Here is a 15323-nt window from a genome sequence, read left to right on the forward strand (position 1 = left end):
AGCCGGTCGGTACGGACGAACGGATAGATGTGCCGTGCTAGTTCGTCGGGAGGGGTCAGTGGATGATCGACGTCGGGATCCTCGGACTCGACACGAGCCACGCCGAGAAGTTCGCGGCGGCGATCGATGACCGGCCCGACGCGGCCGTCGCCGGCGTCTGGGACGACGGGGAGGTCCGCGAGGAGTCGTACGTCTCGGCGTTTCGCGAGGAGTACGGTGCCGCCCGCTACGACCGTCCGGAGGCGATGGTCGGGGAGGTCGACGCCGCGATGGTGCTCACGGCCGACTGGGACCGCCACCGCCCGATCGCCGAGGGCTTCCTCGAGGCGGGGGTTCCGACGTGTATCGACAAACCGATCGCGGGGCGCCTCGGCGACGTCGAGGAACTGCGAGCGACGGCCGAACGGACCGGAACGCCGATCTGTGGGGGCTCCGCCGTCCCCCATCATCCCTCGATCGACGGGATGCGCGACGACGGCGGCAGCCACGATCTGTTCGCGGCCGGCTACAACGGCCCGTTCTACTACGGGGTCCACCTCACCGACACCGCCCGCCGGGTCTGTGGCGCCGACTGGACCGCCATCGAGCCGACGACCCACGGCTCGGCGACCGCGATATCGTTCGCCGACGGCTCGACGGCGACCCTGCGCTTTGCCGGCCCGACGAACCCCTCGGCCTTCGGCTTCCTCGACGTCGGCGAGACGATCCGAACCGCACGAATCAACGGCGACGAGACCGAACTCGAGCGCATGTACGATCCCTTCATCGACGCGTTCCTCGCGACCGCCCGCGGCGAGCGCGCCGACGCCGACTGGCTGTTCGACGCCGCGACGCTCCTGCTCGGCGTCCAGGCCGCCCTCGAAAACGGGGTCGTCGTCGAGCCGGGGAGTTCGGAACTCGCCGCGGTCGACCGCGATGGTGCCGCGTTCGCCGAGGGCTACGAGCCCCTGTACTAGGGTGGCAGTTCTCCGGCCTCGACCATCGCCTCGAGTGGATTGTCCTCGATCTCGAGGGGCGGTTCGACGCGGCCCCGGCGGCGCGCGGACTTCCAGATGCCGAAGACGATTTCCGTGGCCGCGAGCCCGCGCTCGCCGGTGATCGGCGGCTCCTCGCCGCCGAGGCCGGCGACGACGGCGGCCATCGTCGCCTCCTGGGCGGGCCTGGCGTCGACGGCGACCGTCTCCCACGCGCCGTCGGTCCGGATCCGGTACTCCTCGCCCAGCCGGAACTCGATCTCGCCGTCGGTTCCCAGGAAGCGGTTCGTCCGGTCGCCGACCGCCTCCGCCCCGCCGCCCGTCGAGCACAGCGCGTGGACGCCCGACTCGTAGCGCCACATGCCGAGGGCCTGGGCCTCGGTGTGCATGTCGGTGTACCAGACGTGCTCCTCGGGATAGTCGATCTGGCCCATGATCCACTCGACGCCGGGGTCGCCCGCGACGCAGTTCGCGACGTCGACGTGGTGGATCCCCGTCTGGAGGAGGTCCCGGCGCGCGAGTTCGATCCGGCGCAGGTCCCCGATCACCCCCTCGGCAACCCGCTCTTTGATCTCCCGGGTGGCGCCGGCACATCGGTTCTGGAGGTTGACGGTGAACTGGACGCCCTCGCGGCCACAGACCTCGACCATCCGGTGGCTCTCGCCGTAGGTCGGAGCCATCGGTTTCTCGCAGTGGACCGCCCGGACGGCGTCGTGGCCGGCACACTGCGCGACGAGGTCGGCGTGGGTCGCGGGCGGCGTACAGACGCTGACGACGTCCGGTTCGGCGGTCGCGAGCATCTCGCCGACGTCCGTGAAGACCCCCTCGTCGAGCCCGAACGCCTCGCCGAAGTCGCGGGCGTGGTCGGCGACGACATCCGCACAGGCGACGAGCCGACAGCCCTCGACGGCCTCGTAGGCCTCCGCGTGGCGATACCCCATCGAGTACCCCTCATGGTCCGATCGGTCGGGATCCGGGCCGGTCCCGACGATTCCGATCGTGTAGGCGCTCATCGGCCCGTAGTTGTCCGAACCCCGGAATAAACGTGGCGGTCGCTTCAATCCGCGATCAGCCGTTCCATCGCCTCGAGCTCCCGCCGGGCGACGGTCTCGCGGTCGACCCGCCGGACCGTCGACTCGTCGGTCACGGAGCCGTCGTATCCCCGCTCTGCGAGGGCCTCGACCAAGGGAGCGTGATCGACGTCGCCCTCGCCCAGGAACTCCCGGCGGAAGACCTCCTCGCCCCGGCCGGTCTCGAGGGCGAAGGCGTCCGCCTGATCGGGGTCGTCGGTCCGCGAGAGGTCCTTGACGTGGACGTGAGCCAGGCGGTCGCCGATCGCCTCGAGGCTCTCGGCCCCGTATGGGTCGTCAGCGATGAACATGTTGCCCGCGTCGTGGATGACGCCGACGTTCGCCCGGTCGATCCGCTCGATCAGATCCATGGTCGCCTCCGTCGTCTCGGTCAGCCGATGGGAGTGGATCTCGAGGCCGACGGTCTTGTCGTACTCAGCCGCGACGTCCGCGGCTCGTCGGAGCCAGGTCGCCGCCCGCTCGAGGTCTTCCTCGGTGGCCTCCCGAATCGAGGGGCGGCCGGCGCCGTGGCGCAACAGATTGACGTCGAGGATCTCCGCGCGCTCGAGGAACGCCTCGAAGGTCTCGAGTTCGGCGTCGCACTCGGCGTCGTCTTTTCGGGCGTAGCTGCCGGTGTAGGTGGCCAGACAGGGCAGTCCCATGTCGTGGTCGTCGAGTAGCTCCCGGAGCCCCTCGACGCGCTCGAGGGAGACGTCCGCGGGGAAGTGTGGCTCGCGGGCCATGATCTCGACGCCGTCGTACCCGATTTCGGCGGCCGTGGCGATGGCGTCCTCAAGCGATCGGTTGTCGAACGTCTTCGTAAAGAGGGCGGTGTGCATCGGCTCGAATAACCGGGGGCCGGCGAATAAAGGTTCGCGTGACGCCGACCGTTCTCGTTCGGTTCGACGTTCGCGGCGGATTCGATCCGACGATCGTCGACGGATCGCTCCGATGGCCGAGGTTTTGTCGGACGTCACACAATATTTTTATATACCGTACGACCAATGGAACGGTGTATGTCAGGCAGAGACAGGCGTCGAACTCGAGCGAAGGATTTCTCCCGCCGGCGGTGGCTCCAGGCGATGGGGATCGGTAGTGCAGCGACTCTCGCGGGATGTCTCGGTGGGAATGACGACAGTGGTAACGGCAACGGAAACGAGAACGGCAATGGCAACGGAAACGACAGCGGAAACGGCAATGGCAACGGCAACGGCGGCGACGACGGCAACGGCGGAAACGGTGGTAACGGCAACGGGGAGGGATCCGACGGTGGAAACCGGACGCTGACCCGGATCGCGGGAAGCACGCTCCCCGAGGAGTACAACTGGAACCCTCTCGGGGAGCAGTTCCCCTCCCGGATGTCCGACTTCGCCAACGATCGCCAGACAATCGTCTACAACAACGGGGACGTCGAAACCCTCGCGATCGACGAGTGGAACTGGGACTCGGACAACCTGGTCCTGACGAAGACGCTCCGTGACGACCTCGTCTTCTGGAACGGGGACCAGTACACGGCCGAGGATCTCTACACCTGGGACGAGATGAACCGGCTGATGTCTCCCGACGGGAGCCAGTACGAGAGCATCGAGATGGCCGACGACCTCACGATCGAGTACACGTACAAACAACCCAAGAACCCGGCGCTCATCGAGACGACCGACCTCGGCGGAACCGACGGGAACATCGGCCCGCTCAACGCCGACATCTGGCGGCCCCACATGGAGGCGCTCCAGGACGCGACCTCGGACGAGGAACGCGACGCGGCCTCGACGGAGATCCTCGAGATGCAGATCGGCATCGACCAGTACATGAACGAGGGGCTCGGAACGGGATCGTTCCAGCTCGTCGACTGGTCGACCCAGGGCGTCACGTTCGAGCCCGCGGACGGCCACCGCTGGTCCGAGGACGTCCAGATCGAACAGTACGAGGAACTCGTCGCCGAGGGTGCCGCCCAGGACGAACTGATCTCGAACCAGGAGGTCGACTTCGCCTCCGTCGCGATGGAACAGAAGTACAGGGAGGTGTTGCCCGACCACTACCAGGACCTGGCGAAGTACGCCTCGAAGTTCATGTACTCGATGATCATGAACTGGAACCACACCGAGGCGTTACAGGACCTCGCCGTGCGACGGGCCATGGCTGCGGTCATCAACACCCAGGAGGTCGTCACCAACTTCGAAACCGGCCTCCCGATCGACGTCCACACCGGGATCGAACAGCAGTGGAACGAGACGTACATCGGCGACGATCTCGAGAACTTCATCGACTACGCGCCACAGTCCACGGACCACGAACTCGCCGACGAGTTCCTCGAGGCGGGCGGCTACAGCCGCGAGGACGGCACTGTCTACAACCCGGACGGGGAAGAGCTCGAGCCGATCTCGATGCCGATCGGCACCGATTACTTCTTCAACGTCCCCGGACAGACCGCCCACGGACAGCTCCAGGAGTACGGTTTCCCGATCGTCTTCGAGGGTCAACAGGAGACTCAGGTGACCGAGCGCAGGAACCAGACCATGGACTGGGGGCTCACGCTCTACAGCCACTACGCCGCAGACTACCAGCACCCGGTGGGCTTCTTCCGGTACAACCACCCCTTCGGGCTCCGTCTCGTCTCGCAGACGGCCCTCGGCGGTGAGGGTCCCGCCGACGACGCGATCGACGGCTGGCTCGAGGAGGGGCGGACTCACTCGCCGTACAACGGGAAACCCCTCGTCTGGGAGATCCCGACGGAGATCGGCCAGCGGGACCTCTCGGGCGAGACCGAGGAGATCAACTTAGCCGAGACGGTCCGGGAGATCATGGTCACCGACGACGTCGAGTGGACCAACGAACAGATCAAGAAGCTGTGCTGGATGTGGAACTTCCACATGCCGGAGATCGACCTCCTCTACCGCCAGTCGGGCCGGTGGGCGAACACGCGTGACTTCGACTGGTCCGTCGACGAGGAGTGGCGCCTCGAGACCAACAACGCGCTGTACCCCCTGATCAAGAACGGGACCGTCGGCTACCCCTGACGAGAGCAGGTACTCCGAGACGGTTCGACGCCGGCGTTTCTTCTCTTTTTCCTCGCGATGCGCGACGAAAGCCTCCGGAACCCCTCGAACAGTCGCGACGCCGTCGACGCGGTGATCCGGGGTTGGGCGTGGGGGTACACAAAGGCTTATATGAGAATGGGACGGTCATTCGGTCATGGTATGGGGAGGCAGCCGAACTCTCGCTACGCGCCAGTGCGAACGGTACCGTAAAGTCGATTCTTCACGTTCGGGTGACTATCCATGACTGCTCGCAACGAGACGTCGCTATCGCTCGACGCTGGAGGCACCGAGACGCTGATCGAAGTCCGAAACGCGTCGGTGACGTTCGACATGGATCGTGGCCGGTCGAAGGTGATGGACGACGTCACGATGGATATCCACCGCGAGGAGATCCTCGGGATCGTCGGCGAGAGCGGGAGCGGCAAGTCGATGTTCGCCTCCGCGCTCATGGACGCCGTCGTCGACCCGGGCGTCCTGACCGGCGACGTGATCTATCACCCGCCGGACGGCGACTCGTTCAGCGTCCTGGACCTCGACGACGAGGAACTCAAGGAGTTCCGCTGGGAGGAGATCTCGATGGTGTTCCAGGGCGCGATGGACTCGTTCAACCCGACGATGTCGATTGGCGGCCACTTCGAGGAGACCCTTCGCGCCCACGACTACAACGTCGCCGATGGAATGGACCACGGTCGCCAGCTTCTGGCGGATCTCTATCTCGACCCTGACCGCGTCCTCGACTCCTATCCACACGAGCTCTCGGGGGGGATGCAACAGCGGGCGCTGATCGCGCTCAGCCTCTTGCTCAAGCCGAACGTCCTCGTGATGGACGAGCCGACCGCTGCCCTCGACCTCCTGATGCAACGGTCGATCACGAGCCTGCTGGCGACCCTCCACGAGGAGTACGGGATCACGATGATCTTCATCACCCACGACCTCCCGCTGGTCGCGGATCTCGCCGACCGCTTGGCCGTGATGTACGCCTTCGAGTTCATCGAGGTCGGACCGTGTTACGACATCCTGAAGGACGCCGCCCACCCCTACACCCGGGCCCTGTTGAAGGCCGTGCCGAACCTCTCGTCGGCCCTTGAGGAGATGGAGCCGATCGAGGGCGACAGTCCCGATCCCGTCGACGTTCCCTCCGGCTGTTCGTACCACGTCCGCTGTCCGCTCGCGGACGAACAGTGTCGATCGACGGATCCGGGCTTCGAACGCGTCTCGGACGGCCACGAAGCCGCCTGCTTCTACTGGGAGGATGCCCGAGAGGAGATCACGTACACGCTGAGCGATCGCGAACAGGAGGTGACGTTCGATGAGCGTCGATAAGGATCCGGTCGTCACGCTCGAGGACGTCGAGGTACAGTTCACGAACAAGTCGCTGATACAGACCCTTCGTCGGGAGAAGGACGTCGTCAGAGCGGTCGACGGCGTTTCCCTCGACATCCACGAGAACGAGGTGATCGTGCTGGTCGGAGAAAGCGGCTGTGGAAAGACCACGCTCGGAAAGACCGCCGTGGGTCTCCAGCGACCGACCGGTGGCTCGGTGAAGTACCGCGGCCAGGACGTCTGGGACGCGAAGGACGGCAACGGCGACGTGACGGTTCCGTTTACCGACATTCGGCGATCGCTCCAGATCATCCACCAAGACCCGGGGAGTTCGCTCAACCCCAATCGAACGATCCTCAACAGCCTTTCGGTGCCCCTGAAGCGGTGGTACCCGGACATGGGCGTCGACGAGCGGGAGGACCGGATCCACAGGCTCCTCGAGTACGTCGGGATGAAACCGGCGTCGTCGTACGCCTCGCGCTATCCACACCAGCTTTCCGGCGGCGAGCAACAACGGGTCGCGCTGGGTCGTGCCCTCCTGATGAACCCCGACGTGATCCTCGCCGACGAGGCGGTGAGCGCGCTCGACGTCTCCCTGCGGATCGAGATGATGGATCTCATGCACGACCTCCAGCGGGAGTTCAACACGTCGTATCTGTTCATCTCCCACGACCTCGCGAACGCCTACTACTTCGCCGAGAAGGTCGGCGGCCGGATCGGGATCATGTACCTCGGGAAACTCGTCGAGATCGGCGCAGCCGAGGAGATAATCCGGAACCCGAGACATCCCTACACCAAGATCCTCCGGTGGGCGACGCCGGTCATGGATCCCGATGCGGCACGGGAGGCGGCGACCGAGCCGCCGATGCGCAAGATCGACATTCCGGACCCGAAGAACCCACCCAGTGGCTGTCGGTTCCACACCCGGTGTCCGAAAGCCCGGGAGGCGTGTACCGAGGAGGTCCCACGGTTGTTACCTGCCGACGGGAACGGTCGATCCGAGGTCGCCTGCTTTCGTTCGGAGAGCGACCACGCCTACTGGAACAGCGAACCGCTGCCGGAGTGAGCGGCTCCCACGACCCGCCAGTCTAGTAGCTCCGTCTCGTACAGACGACGACGGCGACCGAGAAACAGACGAGGACCGCGAGGAGCGAAACGATGTTCACCACGACGATGACGAACGTCGGACCGTCCGGTTCGACGACGGTGAGCGAAACAATCGAGAGCACGATCAGGACGAGTGCAAGCGAGATGCCGAACATCATCTGGGTCTTGTGTGTACAGATTTGCTCGCCCAACTCCCGTCCGAACGATTGACCCATCGTGTAGTGACCCATCGCAGACACCATCATAAGCGTTCGGAAAGGTGGCGTGAGAAACGTCCGGACGGTCGGCCGAAAGAGCGACGACGTGTGTGAGAGGGTGACGTAACCTTTAATAACGAGTGCTGAAATGAGATCCTATGAACTACTATGTGAGGCGCATAGGGCAAGCGATCGTCACGTTATTTTCTGTTATCACGATAACGTTCGTTCTGTATCGGCTCATGCCTGGGGGGCCACTGGACATCATGCGCCAGCAGATGATACAGGAGGCAGTCCAGCAGGGCCAGGACGTCAACGTCGAGCAGGTCAATCGGATGATCGAGTTGCGGACGAACGTCGACCCCCAACAGCCGGTCTACCAGGCGTACGCCGAGTACATGATCAACATCGTCGTCTATCAGGACTTCGGGGAGTCGATCTGGCGGGGCGAGCCGGTGTTCGACATCCTCTTTCGGGCCATGCCGTGGTCGATCTTCGTCAGCATTTACGGCCTCCTGATCGGGTTCACCCTGAACATCCTGCTCGGGGCCGTCATGGCGTACAAGGAGGGCTCGCGCTTCGACGCCGTCGCCTCGATCGGCGCGACGTTTCTCAACTCGGTTCCGTACTACGTCGGCGCCATCCTGATGCTCTCCTTTCTCGGGTTCCAGTTCGGCTGGTTTCCGACCAGAGGGCGGTACGATCCCGCCACGGTCGAGGGGTTCAACCTCCCGTTCATGCTGAGCGTCCTCCATCACTCGGCGTTGCCGATCGCCTCGACGATAATCGTCGGCTTCGGGGGTACCGCCCTCTCGATGCGCGGGAACTGTATCCGGGTCATGGGCCAGAACTACCTCCGGGTCGCGAGGCTCCGGGGGCTGAGCGACAACCGGATCGCCATCCGCTACGTCGGACGGAACGCGATCTTGCCCCTGTATACAAGCTTCATGATCGGGATCGCGGCGATCTTCAGCAGTTCGATCATCATGGAACAGATCTTCACGTATCCGGGCATCGGCTGGTACACGTTCGAGGCGCTCTCCCAGCGCGATTATCCCCTCCTGATGGGGCTGCTCATCTTCTTCTCGACGATCACCGTCATCGGGATCATGATCGCGGATCTGACCTACGGGCTGATCGATCCACGAGCCGGAACGAGCGACCGGGAATCCTACTAGCGAACCACTATGGACAACGAAACCCAATCCGAGACGCGAACGGACGGCGGCGAGACCCCCGACTTCCTGACCGGAATGTCCGAGTCGTCGTCCGTCACGACGAAGCGCGAACGATTCGGCCGAACGATCGACCGGTACTTCCTGACCCAGGCTCGGATCGCCTGGACCGACTGGCGAACGAGGTTCGGAATCGTCGTCCTCGGACTGTTCATCTTCACCGGAACGGTGGGGGTTCAGATCGTCCCCGAGTCCTCGATGAACGAGGCCGAAACGTACATGACCTGGTTCCAGTCGTGGGAGTACCCGCTCGGAACCGACAACATGGGGCGACCGATCCACAAACAGCTCGTTCACGCGACGCCGGCCATGCTCAAGATGGGGCTGGCCGGAGCGATATTCGCAGCAGGCGTCGCGGTCATCGTCGGGACGCTCGCGGGCTACAAGGGCGGCATCGTCGATTACTCCCTGATGCTTGTCTCGGACGTCCTCATGGTGATCCCCGGGCTCCCGCTGGTCATCGTGCTCGCGGCGATCTGGCAACCGAGCGGTCCGTTCGAGGTCGGCGTGATCCTCGCGATCGACAGCTGGCCGGGGTTGGCACGGACCATTCGCTCACAGGTGCTGACCCTCCGCGAGGAGTCGTACGTCGAGGCCGCCCGCTCGATGGGCGTCTCGACGCGATCGATCCTCCAGAGCGATATCGTCCCACAGCTCATGCCCTACGTGCTGATCAACTCCGCGCAGGCCGCTCGCGGCGTGATCTTCGCGTCGGTCGCGCTGTACTTCCTCGGATTCCTCTCGCCCTCGGAGGCCAACTGGGGCTCGATGATGAACGATGCCTACGCCACGGGTGGTGCGCTCTCGAACCCGGCGCGTGCAGCCCACTGGTTGTATCCACCGATGGGGGCGCTCATCCTGCTCTCGTTCGCCCTCGTCTTGCTCTCCCAGGGGCTCGACAAGGTGTTCAACCCGCGTCTCCGGGCCCGCCACTCGAAGACCGTCGACGACAGCGAGGACCTGCCGAACCAGTAACCCCGTTCATCGTCTCTTCCTCCGCTCGACGAGGCGAATACCGAGAACCGTAATTCGACGTTCCGAGCGCTACCCGGGCGAGTCGGGACCACGTGAAGCTTTATGCCCCTCTGGGCTAACGAGTAGGTACGACATGACCACCGAGCTAGCGGAGGAATCGAGGGAGTCGGATCTGACGCGACGAGTGGAGCGATGGCTCGAGTCGCCGCTGTTCGTCGTCACGTTGGGCGGCATCGCGTTGCTCGTCGCGGGCGTACTCAAAGGGGACGGCATCGTCGCCGGCATGTTCGGAATCTACGGGGCGACTGCCCTCCTCGTTTCCGCGGTGGTGTACGTCGTCCTGGCGATCCTGCGCCGGAACCAGTGAGCGAACGGTTCGGAATCGACGGCTCTCGATCGGGATCGATCGTCTCGACGGAGCTGCCGGCGGACGGGTCAGTCGTTCGATCGCTTCCCGCGTCCTCGTCGTGAGTCCCAGGCCGTGTTCGGGACCCCGAGCCGGTCGGTCAGGACGAACTTGCCGACGATGTTGTTGTACGCCGTGATCGCGGTGTACTCGTCGGTCCACTGGCGAATCGCTCCGCCACCGTCGCCGGTGCCCTCCCCTGTGCTGAACGGCGGAGCCCGGTCGGTGAAAAACCAGTTGTTGCGGATGTACGCGCGCTCCCGTGGCACGCCCCGGATGACGACGGCGGGCTGTGCGTTTCCGGAGACGGCGCCTTCCTCCGAGAGGACGACGTTGTTGTCGATGGTCAGCCGAACCCCCGCTTGCGGTTGGTCCATGTCGTCGACGGCGCCGCCGTGGGCGTCGATCGGTGCCAGTCGCGTCCGCGGCCCGAAGAGGTTGTTTCGGACCGTGTAGTTCACCGGGAAATCGCCGCCGACGCCCGCGATGGACCGGCGGTTGTTGTCGAAGTAGTTGTACTCGATGACGGGGTCTCCGCCGTAGACCTCGATCCCGTAGCCGAGTGCCGGCGAGGGGTTGTCGACGAACTCGGTGTGATGGACGTAGATCCCCTCACACTCGTAGTCGCCCCACATCCCGACCCGGATTCCGGTGTAGGTGAACCCGGAGAACCGGCAGTTGTCCACTTCGACGTCGTCGGTGTCGTCTATCAGGAGCCCGTAGGTGATCCCGACGTCGTAGATGCTGTCGATCCCCTTGTCCTCGTAGTTCCAGTACTCGTGTTCCGGTCCGGAGAACCTGACCCCGGTGATTCGGACGTCGTCGCCGCCGGTGGTGACGAACGCGTTGAACCCGTTTTCGTCCTGGTGGAGCACTCCCCCTTGGGAGTTGCCGCGTCCACGATCCGAGGCGAGGGTCACGCCGCCGGCGAGCGTGATCGAGAGCCCGGTCATATCGATCTCGGCGTCGCCGTCGATCCAGACGACCTCTCCCGTGGACGCCTCGTCGGCCGCCGTCCCGAGTTCGTCGCCGTTCGCGACCACGTAGTCGGCGTCGGATCGGGAGACCGAACCCCCGTGGGGGTACTCCTCGGGGCCGTCGAACCGGTCCGGATCGTAGTGGCGGCCGCCGCCGATCCCCGGATGGAACGGTCTCCGGACCGTTTCGTTGTCGAGTTCGAGCAGGTCGTCGGTCGAGAGCTCAACGAGGTCGTCGGCGGTCCGGATCCGGTGTCGTCCCGTACGGTCGTTCCTCGATTCCCCCGGCGACGAACATGCTCCGACGGGTCCCGGGCTACTCGCGAGGACGCCGCTAGCGATACCGATCGACGACAGGTAGGTGCGTCTATTCATGCAACCACGGCGGTAATGGCTCGTGGTAACACATAAATCCCGTTGATGATCGACTGCCACTTCGTTCTCCGGTTGTACCGGGTCAATCACTCGAAAGGACTCGAGTGCACCATCGAAATCGTGTTGTATTCGGGCCGTCTACCGACCGACGTGACCGCAGCCATCGACGGGCCACGGCTCGTTCGGCCCGAGGAGTTCCGGGAGGCAATGACGCTGGCCGAACGCTGTTTCGGGTTCGAATCCGGTGGACTCGAGAGGCGAATGCCCCACTGCTTCGACGAGTCGAAACCCGAGAGACACGCAATCGTCAAACGCGATGGGGCGGTCGTGAGCCACGTCGCCTGCGTCCCGGCGGAGCTCCGGGCCGGCGATGCCCGGGTCGAGTGTGGCGGCATCGCGGGGGTCGCAACGGATCCCGACCATCGCGGCGAGGGGTACATGACCCGGCTGATCGAGTTCTGGCTCGAGCGCCTCGACGAGCGGACCGTTCCCCTGTCCGAACTCGAGGGTGACCGGGTCGGCTACGGCCGGTTCGGGTGGGAAAACGCCGGCCGGGAGCGGCGGTACCTGATCACCGAGCGATCGTTCGGGCGAGAGCCCGGCGGGACCGATCGCGTCCGTCAGTACCGTGGCCCCGAGGACCTCGACGCGATCGAGCCGCTCCACGAGCGCGAACGGTATCGCGTCTCCCGGGATCGGCGCCGGTACGAGCGGCTGTTCGACCAGCGCGACCTCGAGACGCTGGTCTTCGAGGGCGACCGACCGGCGTACCTCGCCCATCGCGGGAGCGATCCGACGGCCATCCTCGAGTTCGGCGGCTCCCGCGAGGGCGTCGCGGCGCTGCTCGCGACCGTCCTCGAGTCGGCGGACTCCGGGGAACTCGCACTCTTTACCCACCCCCATCACCCGCTGACCGCGCTGTTCCGGGAGGTCGCCGCCGACTGGCGAACACAGCCACACCGCAAGCTGAACGTCCTCGATCTCACGGGGACCCTCGAGGCGTACGAGCCGCTGCTGGCCGATCGCTGGCGGTCGATGGCCCAGGCCCTCGGTGGAGACCGGTCCGACTCGGTGACGCTCGCACTCGACGGGACCGAAGCGGGCGAATCGGTCGAGGCGTCCCGGGAGGCGGTGGCAATTAGGACGACCGGCGACGTCCTCGCCGTCGAGCGGACGTCCCGGTCGCCGGACGTGGTCCTCGACCGGCGAACGATGACCCGCCTCCTCTTTGGCTCGTCCGACGCCTGTTGGTCGATCAAACGCTCCCGCCCGATCCTCCGCTCGGTGCTCCCCCTCGAGTACTACTTCTGGCAAACCGAAACGATCTGATCCGGCGAGGTCGGGTCGAGGGTCATACGGCCGGAAGAAACGGTGTACCGGTCGATCGCCCCAACGGGTCGCGATCGGGGGTGCAATGACTTTCCTCCGACCGTATCAGTGGTCGGTACCGGCCACCTCGACCCACTCCCCGGTCCGGGCGGAATCGTAGGCCGCGTCCGTGATCCTGAGCACGTCGAGGGCGTCGCCGACGGTCACGGGCGGCTCGCCGCCGGCCCGGGAGTCGAAGAACGCCTCGACGAACTCGCGGCCCCACGAGCCGCCGTAGCCCGGTGCGGGCTCGTAGTCGTGGGTGGTCGTCCGGTGGGGCGTCGCACCCCATCGGCCGCCGGAGTCCTCGAGCTCGAGGCTCGTCTCGCCGGTGAAGCCGAACTCCCGGCCCATTGGGTCCCAGCGGCTGGCGCCGTCCTCGCCGTAGAGGTCGAGGCGGGTGTCGTAGACCCCCTCCGCGAGGTAGTAGCCCGCCTGGAGGGTGCCCAGGCCGCCCGCGGCGGTCTCCAGTTGGAGGGAGACGCCGTCCTCGACGGCGACGCCGTCGGTGCCGGCGGTCGTAGCGGCGTTGACCCGCCGGATCGGGGCCTCGAGCAGCCGGGTGAACAACTGAAGCCAGTGGATGCCGAGCCACTGGAGGATCCCCCCGCGGCTCGCGTCGGGGTCGAAGATGAAGTGGTCGGCGTCCCGGTAGTCGAGCTTCGAGGCGATGAAACGCGCGTCGAACGCGCGCATCTCCCCGAAGAAGCCATCATCGACCCGATCGCGGAGTTCGCGGGCGATGGGGTGCGATTGCCAGGGGTAGGAGACACAGACCGTCGCGGACGCCGGGAGGTCGTCCCTGAGAGCCTCGAGTTCCCCCGCAGTGCGCGCGGCGGGCTTCTCGGTGAAGACGTCACAGCCGGCGGCGACGGCCCGGCGGATCGCGTCGGGGGTGTCGCGGTTCGGGAGCGTGAGGAAGACGACGTCGGGGGACTCCCGTGCCAGCAACGTTTCCACGTCGCCGTAGACGGGGACGTCGCCGAGGGCATCGACGCCATCGGCGTCGAACGCGGGGTTGGGCTCGCAGGCCGCGACGACCGTCGCCGGCAGCGTCGAAAGCGTCTGGAGGTAGGGTTCGGCGTGGTGATGGTCGAGGCCGACGTAGCCGACGGTCGGCGCCTTCACGGAGTTCATCGCGCCTCCATGGCGGGCATGACCTCTCGGCCGAACCGCTCTATGGTCTCGAGGGTGACGTCCTGGGGCTGGCCGGGGAACTGACACCGGAGGTAGACCTGGTCGACGCCCAGTTCCTCGTAGACCCGGAGCTGGTCGACGCAGTCCGCGGGCGAGCCGATGACGAACTTCTCCTCGAGGTCGTCGTAGTCGACCTCGACCTCGTGTTCGTCCATGTAGGTCTGGCCCCAGCGGGCGTACCACTCGTACATCCGCAGCAGATAGGGCTCGATCGTCTCGCGGGCGTCGGCGACGGAGTCGGCGACGAAGCAGTCGCGCATCAGGAGGACCTCGTGATCATCCCGATTCTCGCCGAACTCGGCCAGGGCGTCCTCGTAGACGTCGATCTGGCGCTGTAGGTCCTCGGTCGTCGAGGAGGCGCTGGCGATCCAGCCGTCGCCGCGGTAGGCCGCCCGCTTGATCGCGACGTCGGCGTGGCCGCCGATCCAGACGGGCATCTCCTCGGGACGGGGCGAGACGAAGACGTCCTCGACGGTCCACTCGGGGCCGTCGTGGCTCACCGACTCCTCGCTCCAGAGCCGTTTGAGCAGGGAGAGCGACTCGATGAACGTCTTCGAGCGGCCCTCGAGGTCGACGCCGAAGGCCTCGAGCTCGCGCTCGCGGTAGCCGATCGCGGCGCCAAAGTGCATCCGACCGTCCGAGAGGCGGTCGATCATCGCGACCTGCTCGGCGAGACGGATCGGATCGTAGCACATCGGCAGCAGCGCCATCGTCGCAAGCTCGAGGCGCTCGGTCCGGGCGGCGATCGCCGAGAGGGTGGTGATCGCCTCCGCGAACCCCTCCTCGTGGACGTGGCGCTCGCCGACGGCGGCGCCGTCAAACCCGACCCGCTCCATCAGTTCGACCTGTTCGTAGAGGTCGGTGACCTCGAACCCGCTCTCGGGCGTGTAGTACTGGTTCAAGAAGACGCCGAACTTCACGCCGAACCCACCTCGGACTGGACCGTGGGACACTCCTGCATAGCCGTTCGTCCGAATCGACGGACCCCGCCGTAATGTAAGTTGTGATGGATCCCCCGGCGACCGGTCGAGATTTCGTTTGACGTTGTGAAACGTCTCGGGTATTCGCGTCGGCGCGTCCG

General features: G+C 65.6%; 14 protein-coding genes. 8 read left to right on the forward strand and 6 right to left on the reverse strand.

All coding sequences use genetic code 11. The features are described from left to right. The first annotated feature begins 62 nt into the window (after positions 1 to 62). Entirely contained in the window at positions 63 to 956 is an 894-nt protein-coding gene (locus DVH23_RS05385) for a Gfo/Idh/MocA family oxidoreductase (protein WP_114576417.1), read from the forward strand. Here the strand turns inward: DVH23_RS05385 and DVH23_RS05390 are convergent. Both DVH23_RS05390 and DVH23_RS05395 read right to left on the reverse strand, forming a co-directional pair. Continuing rightward, the gene (locus DVH23_RS05390) at positions 953 to 1987 is read right to left on the reverse strand and encodes a Gfo/Idh/MocA family protein (RefSeq protein ID WP_114576418.1); all 1035 of its coding nucleotides are present in this window, start codon (positions 1985 to 1987) and stop codon (positions 953 to 955) included. The two genes, DVH23_RS05385 and DVH23_RS05390, sit on opposite strands and share 4 nt — an antisense overlap. Positions 1988 to 2031: 44 nt before the next feature. Then, the gene (locus DVH23_RS05395; RefSeq protein ID WP_114576419.1) at positions 2032 to 2883 is read right to left on the reverse strand and encodes a sugar phosphate isomerase/epimerase; all 852 of its coding nucleotides are present in this window, start codon (positions 2881 to 2883) and stop codon (positions 2032 to 2034) included. 177 nt (positions 2884 to 3060) lie between these two features. Here DVH23_RS05395 and DVH23_RS05400 point away from each other — a divergent pair, with 177 nt between their 5' ends. The 3 genes from DVH23_RS05400 to DVH23_RS25135 all read left to right on the forward strand — a co-directional run bounded on the left by DVH23_RS05400 (position 3061) and on the right by DVH23_RS25135 (position 7471). Then, positions 3061 to 5061 (forward strand): ABC transporter substrate-binding protein, encoded by a 2001-nt coding sequence (locus DVH23_RS05400; protein ID WP_157972338.1) that lies wholly within the window; start codon positions 3061 to 3063, stop codon positions 5059 to 5061. Between the two features lie 261 nt (positions 5062 to 5322). Then, positions 5323 to 6405, forward strand: a complete 1083-nt coding sequence (locus DVH23_RS25130) for an ABC transporter ATP-binding protein (RefSeq protein ID WP_114576421.1) — start codon at positions 5323 to 5325, stop codon at positions 6403 to 6405. Beyond that, positions 6392 to 7471, forward strand: a complete 1080-nt coding sequence (locus DVH23_RS25135; protein WP_114576422.1) for an oligopeptide/dipeptide ABC transporter ATP-binding protein — start codon at positions 6392 to 6394, stop codon at positions 7469 to 7471. The genes DVH23_RS25130 and DVH23_RS25135 overlap by 14 nt, the downstream gene beginning before the upstream one ends. Positions 7472 to 7493: 22 nt before the next feature. On the opposite strand, the gene DVH23_RS05415 is transcribed toward DVH23_RS25135, so the two are convergent. Then, positions 7494 to 7727, reverse strand: coding sequence for a hypothetical protein (locus DVH23_RS05415; RefSeq protein WP_157972339.1), 234 nt, complete (start codon positions 7725 to 7727; stop codon positions 7494 to 7496). A 140-nt stretch (positions 7728 to 7867) separates the two neighbouring features. Here DVH23_RS05415 and DVH23_RS05420 point away from each other — a divergent pair, with 140 nt between their 5' ends. From DVH23_RS05420 to DVH23_RS05430, 3 genes are all read left to right on the forward strand, one after another. Next, positions 7868 to 8887, forward strand: coding sequence for an ABC transporter permease (locus DVH23_RS05420; RefSeq protein ID WP_114576424.1), 1020 nt, complete (start codon positions 7868 to 7870; stop codon positions 8885 to 8887). Between the two features lie 9 nt (positions 8888 to 8896). Continuing rightward, positions 8897 to 9919, forward strand: coding sequence for an ABC transporter permease (locus DVH23_RS05425; RefSeq protein ID WP_114576425.1), 1023 nt, complete (start codon positions 8897 to 8899; stop codon positions 9917 to 9919). Positions 9920 to 10052: 133 nt separating this feature from the next. Next, entirely contained in the window at positions 10053 to 10286 is a 234-nt protein-coding gene (locus tag DVH23_RS05430) for a hypothetical protein (protein ID WP_114576426.1), read from the forward strand. Positions 10287 to 10354: 68 nt separating this feature from the next. Here DVH23_RS05430 and DVH23_RS05435 read toward each other — a convergent pair whose 3' ends face one another. Beyond that, complete coding sequence (locus DVH23_RS05435) at positions 10355 to 11677, reverse strand: right-handed parallel beta-helix repeat-containing protein (protein ID WP_114576427.1); 1323 nt, start codon at positions 11675 to 11677, stop codon at positions 10355 to 10357. Positions 11678 to 11827: 150 nt separating this feature from the next. Between DVH23_RS05435 and DVH23_RS05440 the strand changes: the two genes are divergently transcribed. Continuing rightward, on the forward strand, positions 11828 to 13006 hold the full coding sequence (locus tag DVH23_RS05440) for a GNAT family N-acetyltransferase (protein ID WP_198667853.1): 1179 nt from the start codon (positions 11828 to 11830) through the stop codon (positions 13004 to 13006). A 105-nt stretch (positions 13007 to 13111) separates the two neighbouring features. On the opposite strand, the gene DVH23_RS05445 is transcribed toward DVH23_RS05440, so the two are convergent. After that, positions 13112 to 14182, reverse strand: coding sequence for a Gfo/Idh/MocA family protein (locus DVH23_RS05445; protein ID WP_114576429.1), 1071 nt, complete (start codon positions 14180 to 14182; stop codon positions 13112 to 13114). Next, entirely contained in the window at positions 14179 to 15162 is a 984-nt protein-coding gene (locus DVH23_RS05450; RefSeq protein ID WP_114576430.1) for an LLM class flavin-dependent oxidoreductase, read from the reverse strand. Before DVH23_RS05450 ends, DVH23_RS05445 begins: the two co-directional genes overlap by 4 nt. Positions 15163 to 15323: the final 161 nt, after the last annotated feature.

This window comes from Saliphagus sp. LR7, assembly GCF_003344565.1.
Lineage (GTDB): Archaea > Halobacteriota > Halobacteria > Halobacteriales > Natrialbaceae > Saliphagus > Saliphagus infecundisoli.

What these genes read in the sequence shown, in the direction of transcription:
- DVH23_RS05385 (WP_114576417.1), top strand. Translation starts at nt 63, where the DNA reads ATGATCGACGTCGGGATCCTCGGACTCGACACGAGCCACGCCGAGAAG.
- DVH23_RS05390 (WP_114576418.1), bottom strand. Translation starts at nt 1,987, where the DNA reads ATGAGCGCCTACACGATCGGAATCGTCGGGACCGGCCCGGATCCCGAC.
- DVH23_RS05395 (WP_114576419.1), bottom strand. Translation starts at nt 2,883, where the DNA reads ATGCACACCGCCCTCTTTACGAAGACGTTCGACAACCGATCGCTTGAG.
- DVH23_RS05400 (WP_157972338.1), top strand. Translation starts at nt 3,061, where the DNA reads ATGTCAGGCAGAGACAGGCGTCGAACTCGAGCGAAGGATTTCTCCCGC.
- DVH23_RS25130 (WP_114576421.1), top strand. Translation starts at nt 5,323, where the DNA reads ATGACTGCTCGCAACGAGACGTCGCTATCGCTCGACGCTGGAGGCACC.
- DVH23_RS25135 (WP_114576422.1), top strand. Translation starts at nt 6,392, where the DNA reads ATGAGCGTCGATAAGGATCCGGTCGTCACGCTCGAGGACGTCGAGGTA.
- DVH23_RS05415 (WP_157972339.1), bottom strand. Translation starts at nt 7,727, where the DNA reads ATGGGTCAATCGTTCGGACGGGAGTTGGGCGAGCAAATCTGTACACAC.
- DVH23_RS05420 (WP_114576424.1), top strand. Translation starts at nt 7,868, where the DNA reads ATGAACTACTATGTGAGGCGCATAGGGCAAGCGATCGTCACGTTATTT.
- DVH23_RS05425 (WP_114576425.1), top strand. Translation starts at nt 8,897, where the DNA reads ATGGACAACGAAACCCAATCCGAGACGCGAACGGACGGCGGCGAGACC.
- DVH23_RS05430 (WP_114576426.1), top strand. Translation starts at nt 10,053, where the DNA reads ATGACCACCGAGCTAGCGGAGGAATCGAGGGAGTCGGATCTGACGCGA.
- DVH23_RS05435 (WP_114576427.1), bottom strand. Translation starts at nt 11,677, where the DNA reads ATGAATAGACGCACCTACCTGTCGTCGATCGGTATCGCTAGCGGCGTC.
- DVH23_RS05445 (WP_114576429.1), bottom strand. Translation starts at nt 14,182, where the DNA reads ATGAACTCCGTGAAGGCGCCGACCGTCGGCTACGTCGGCCTCGACCAT.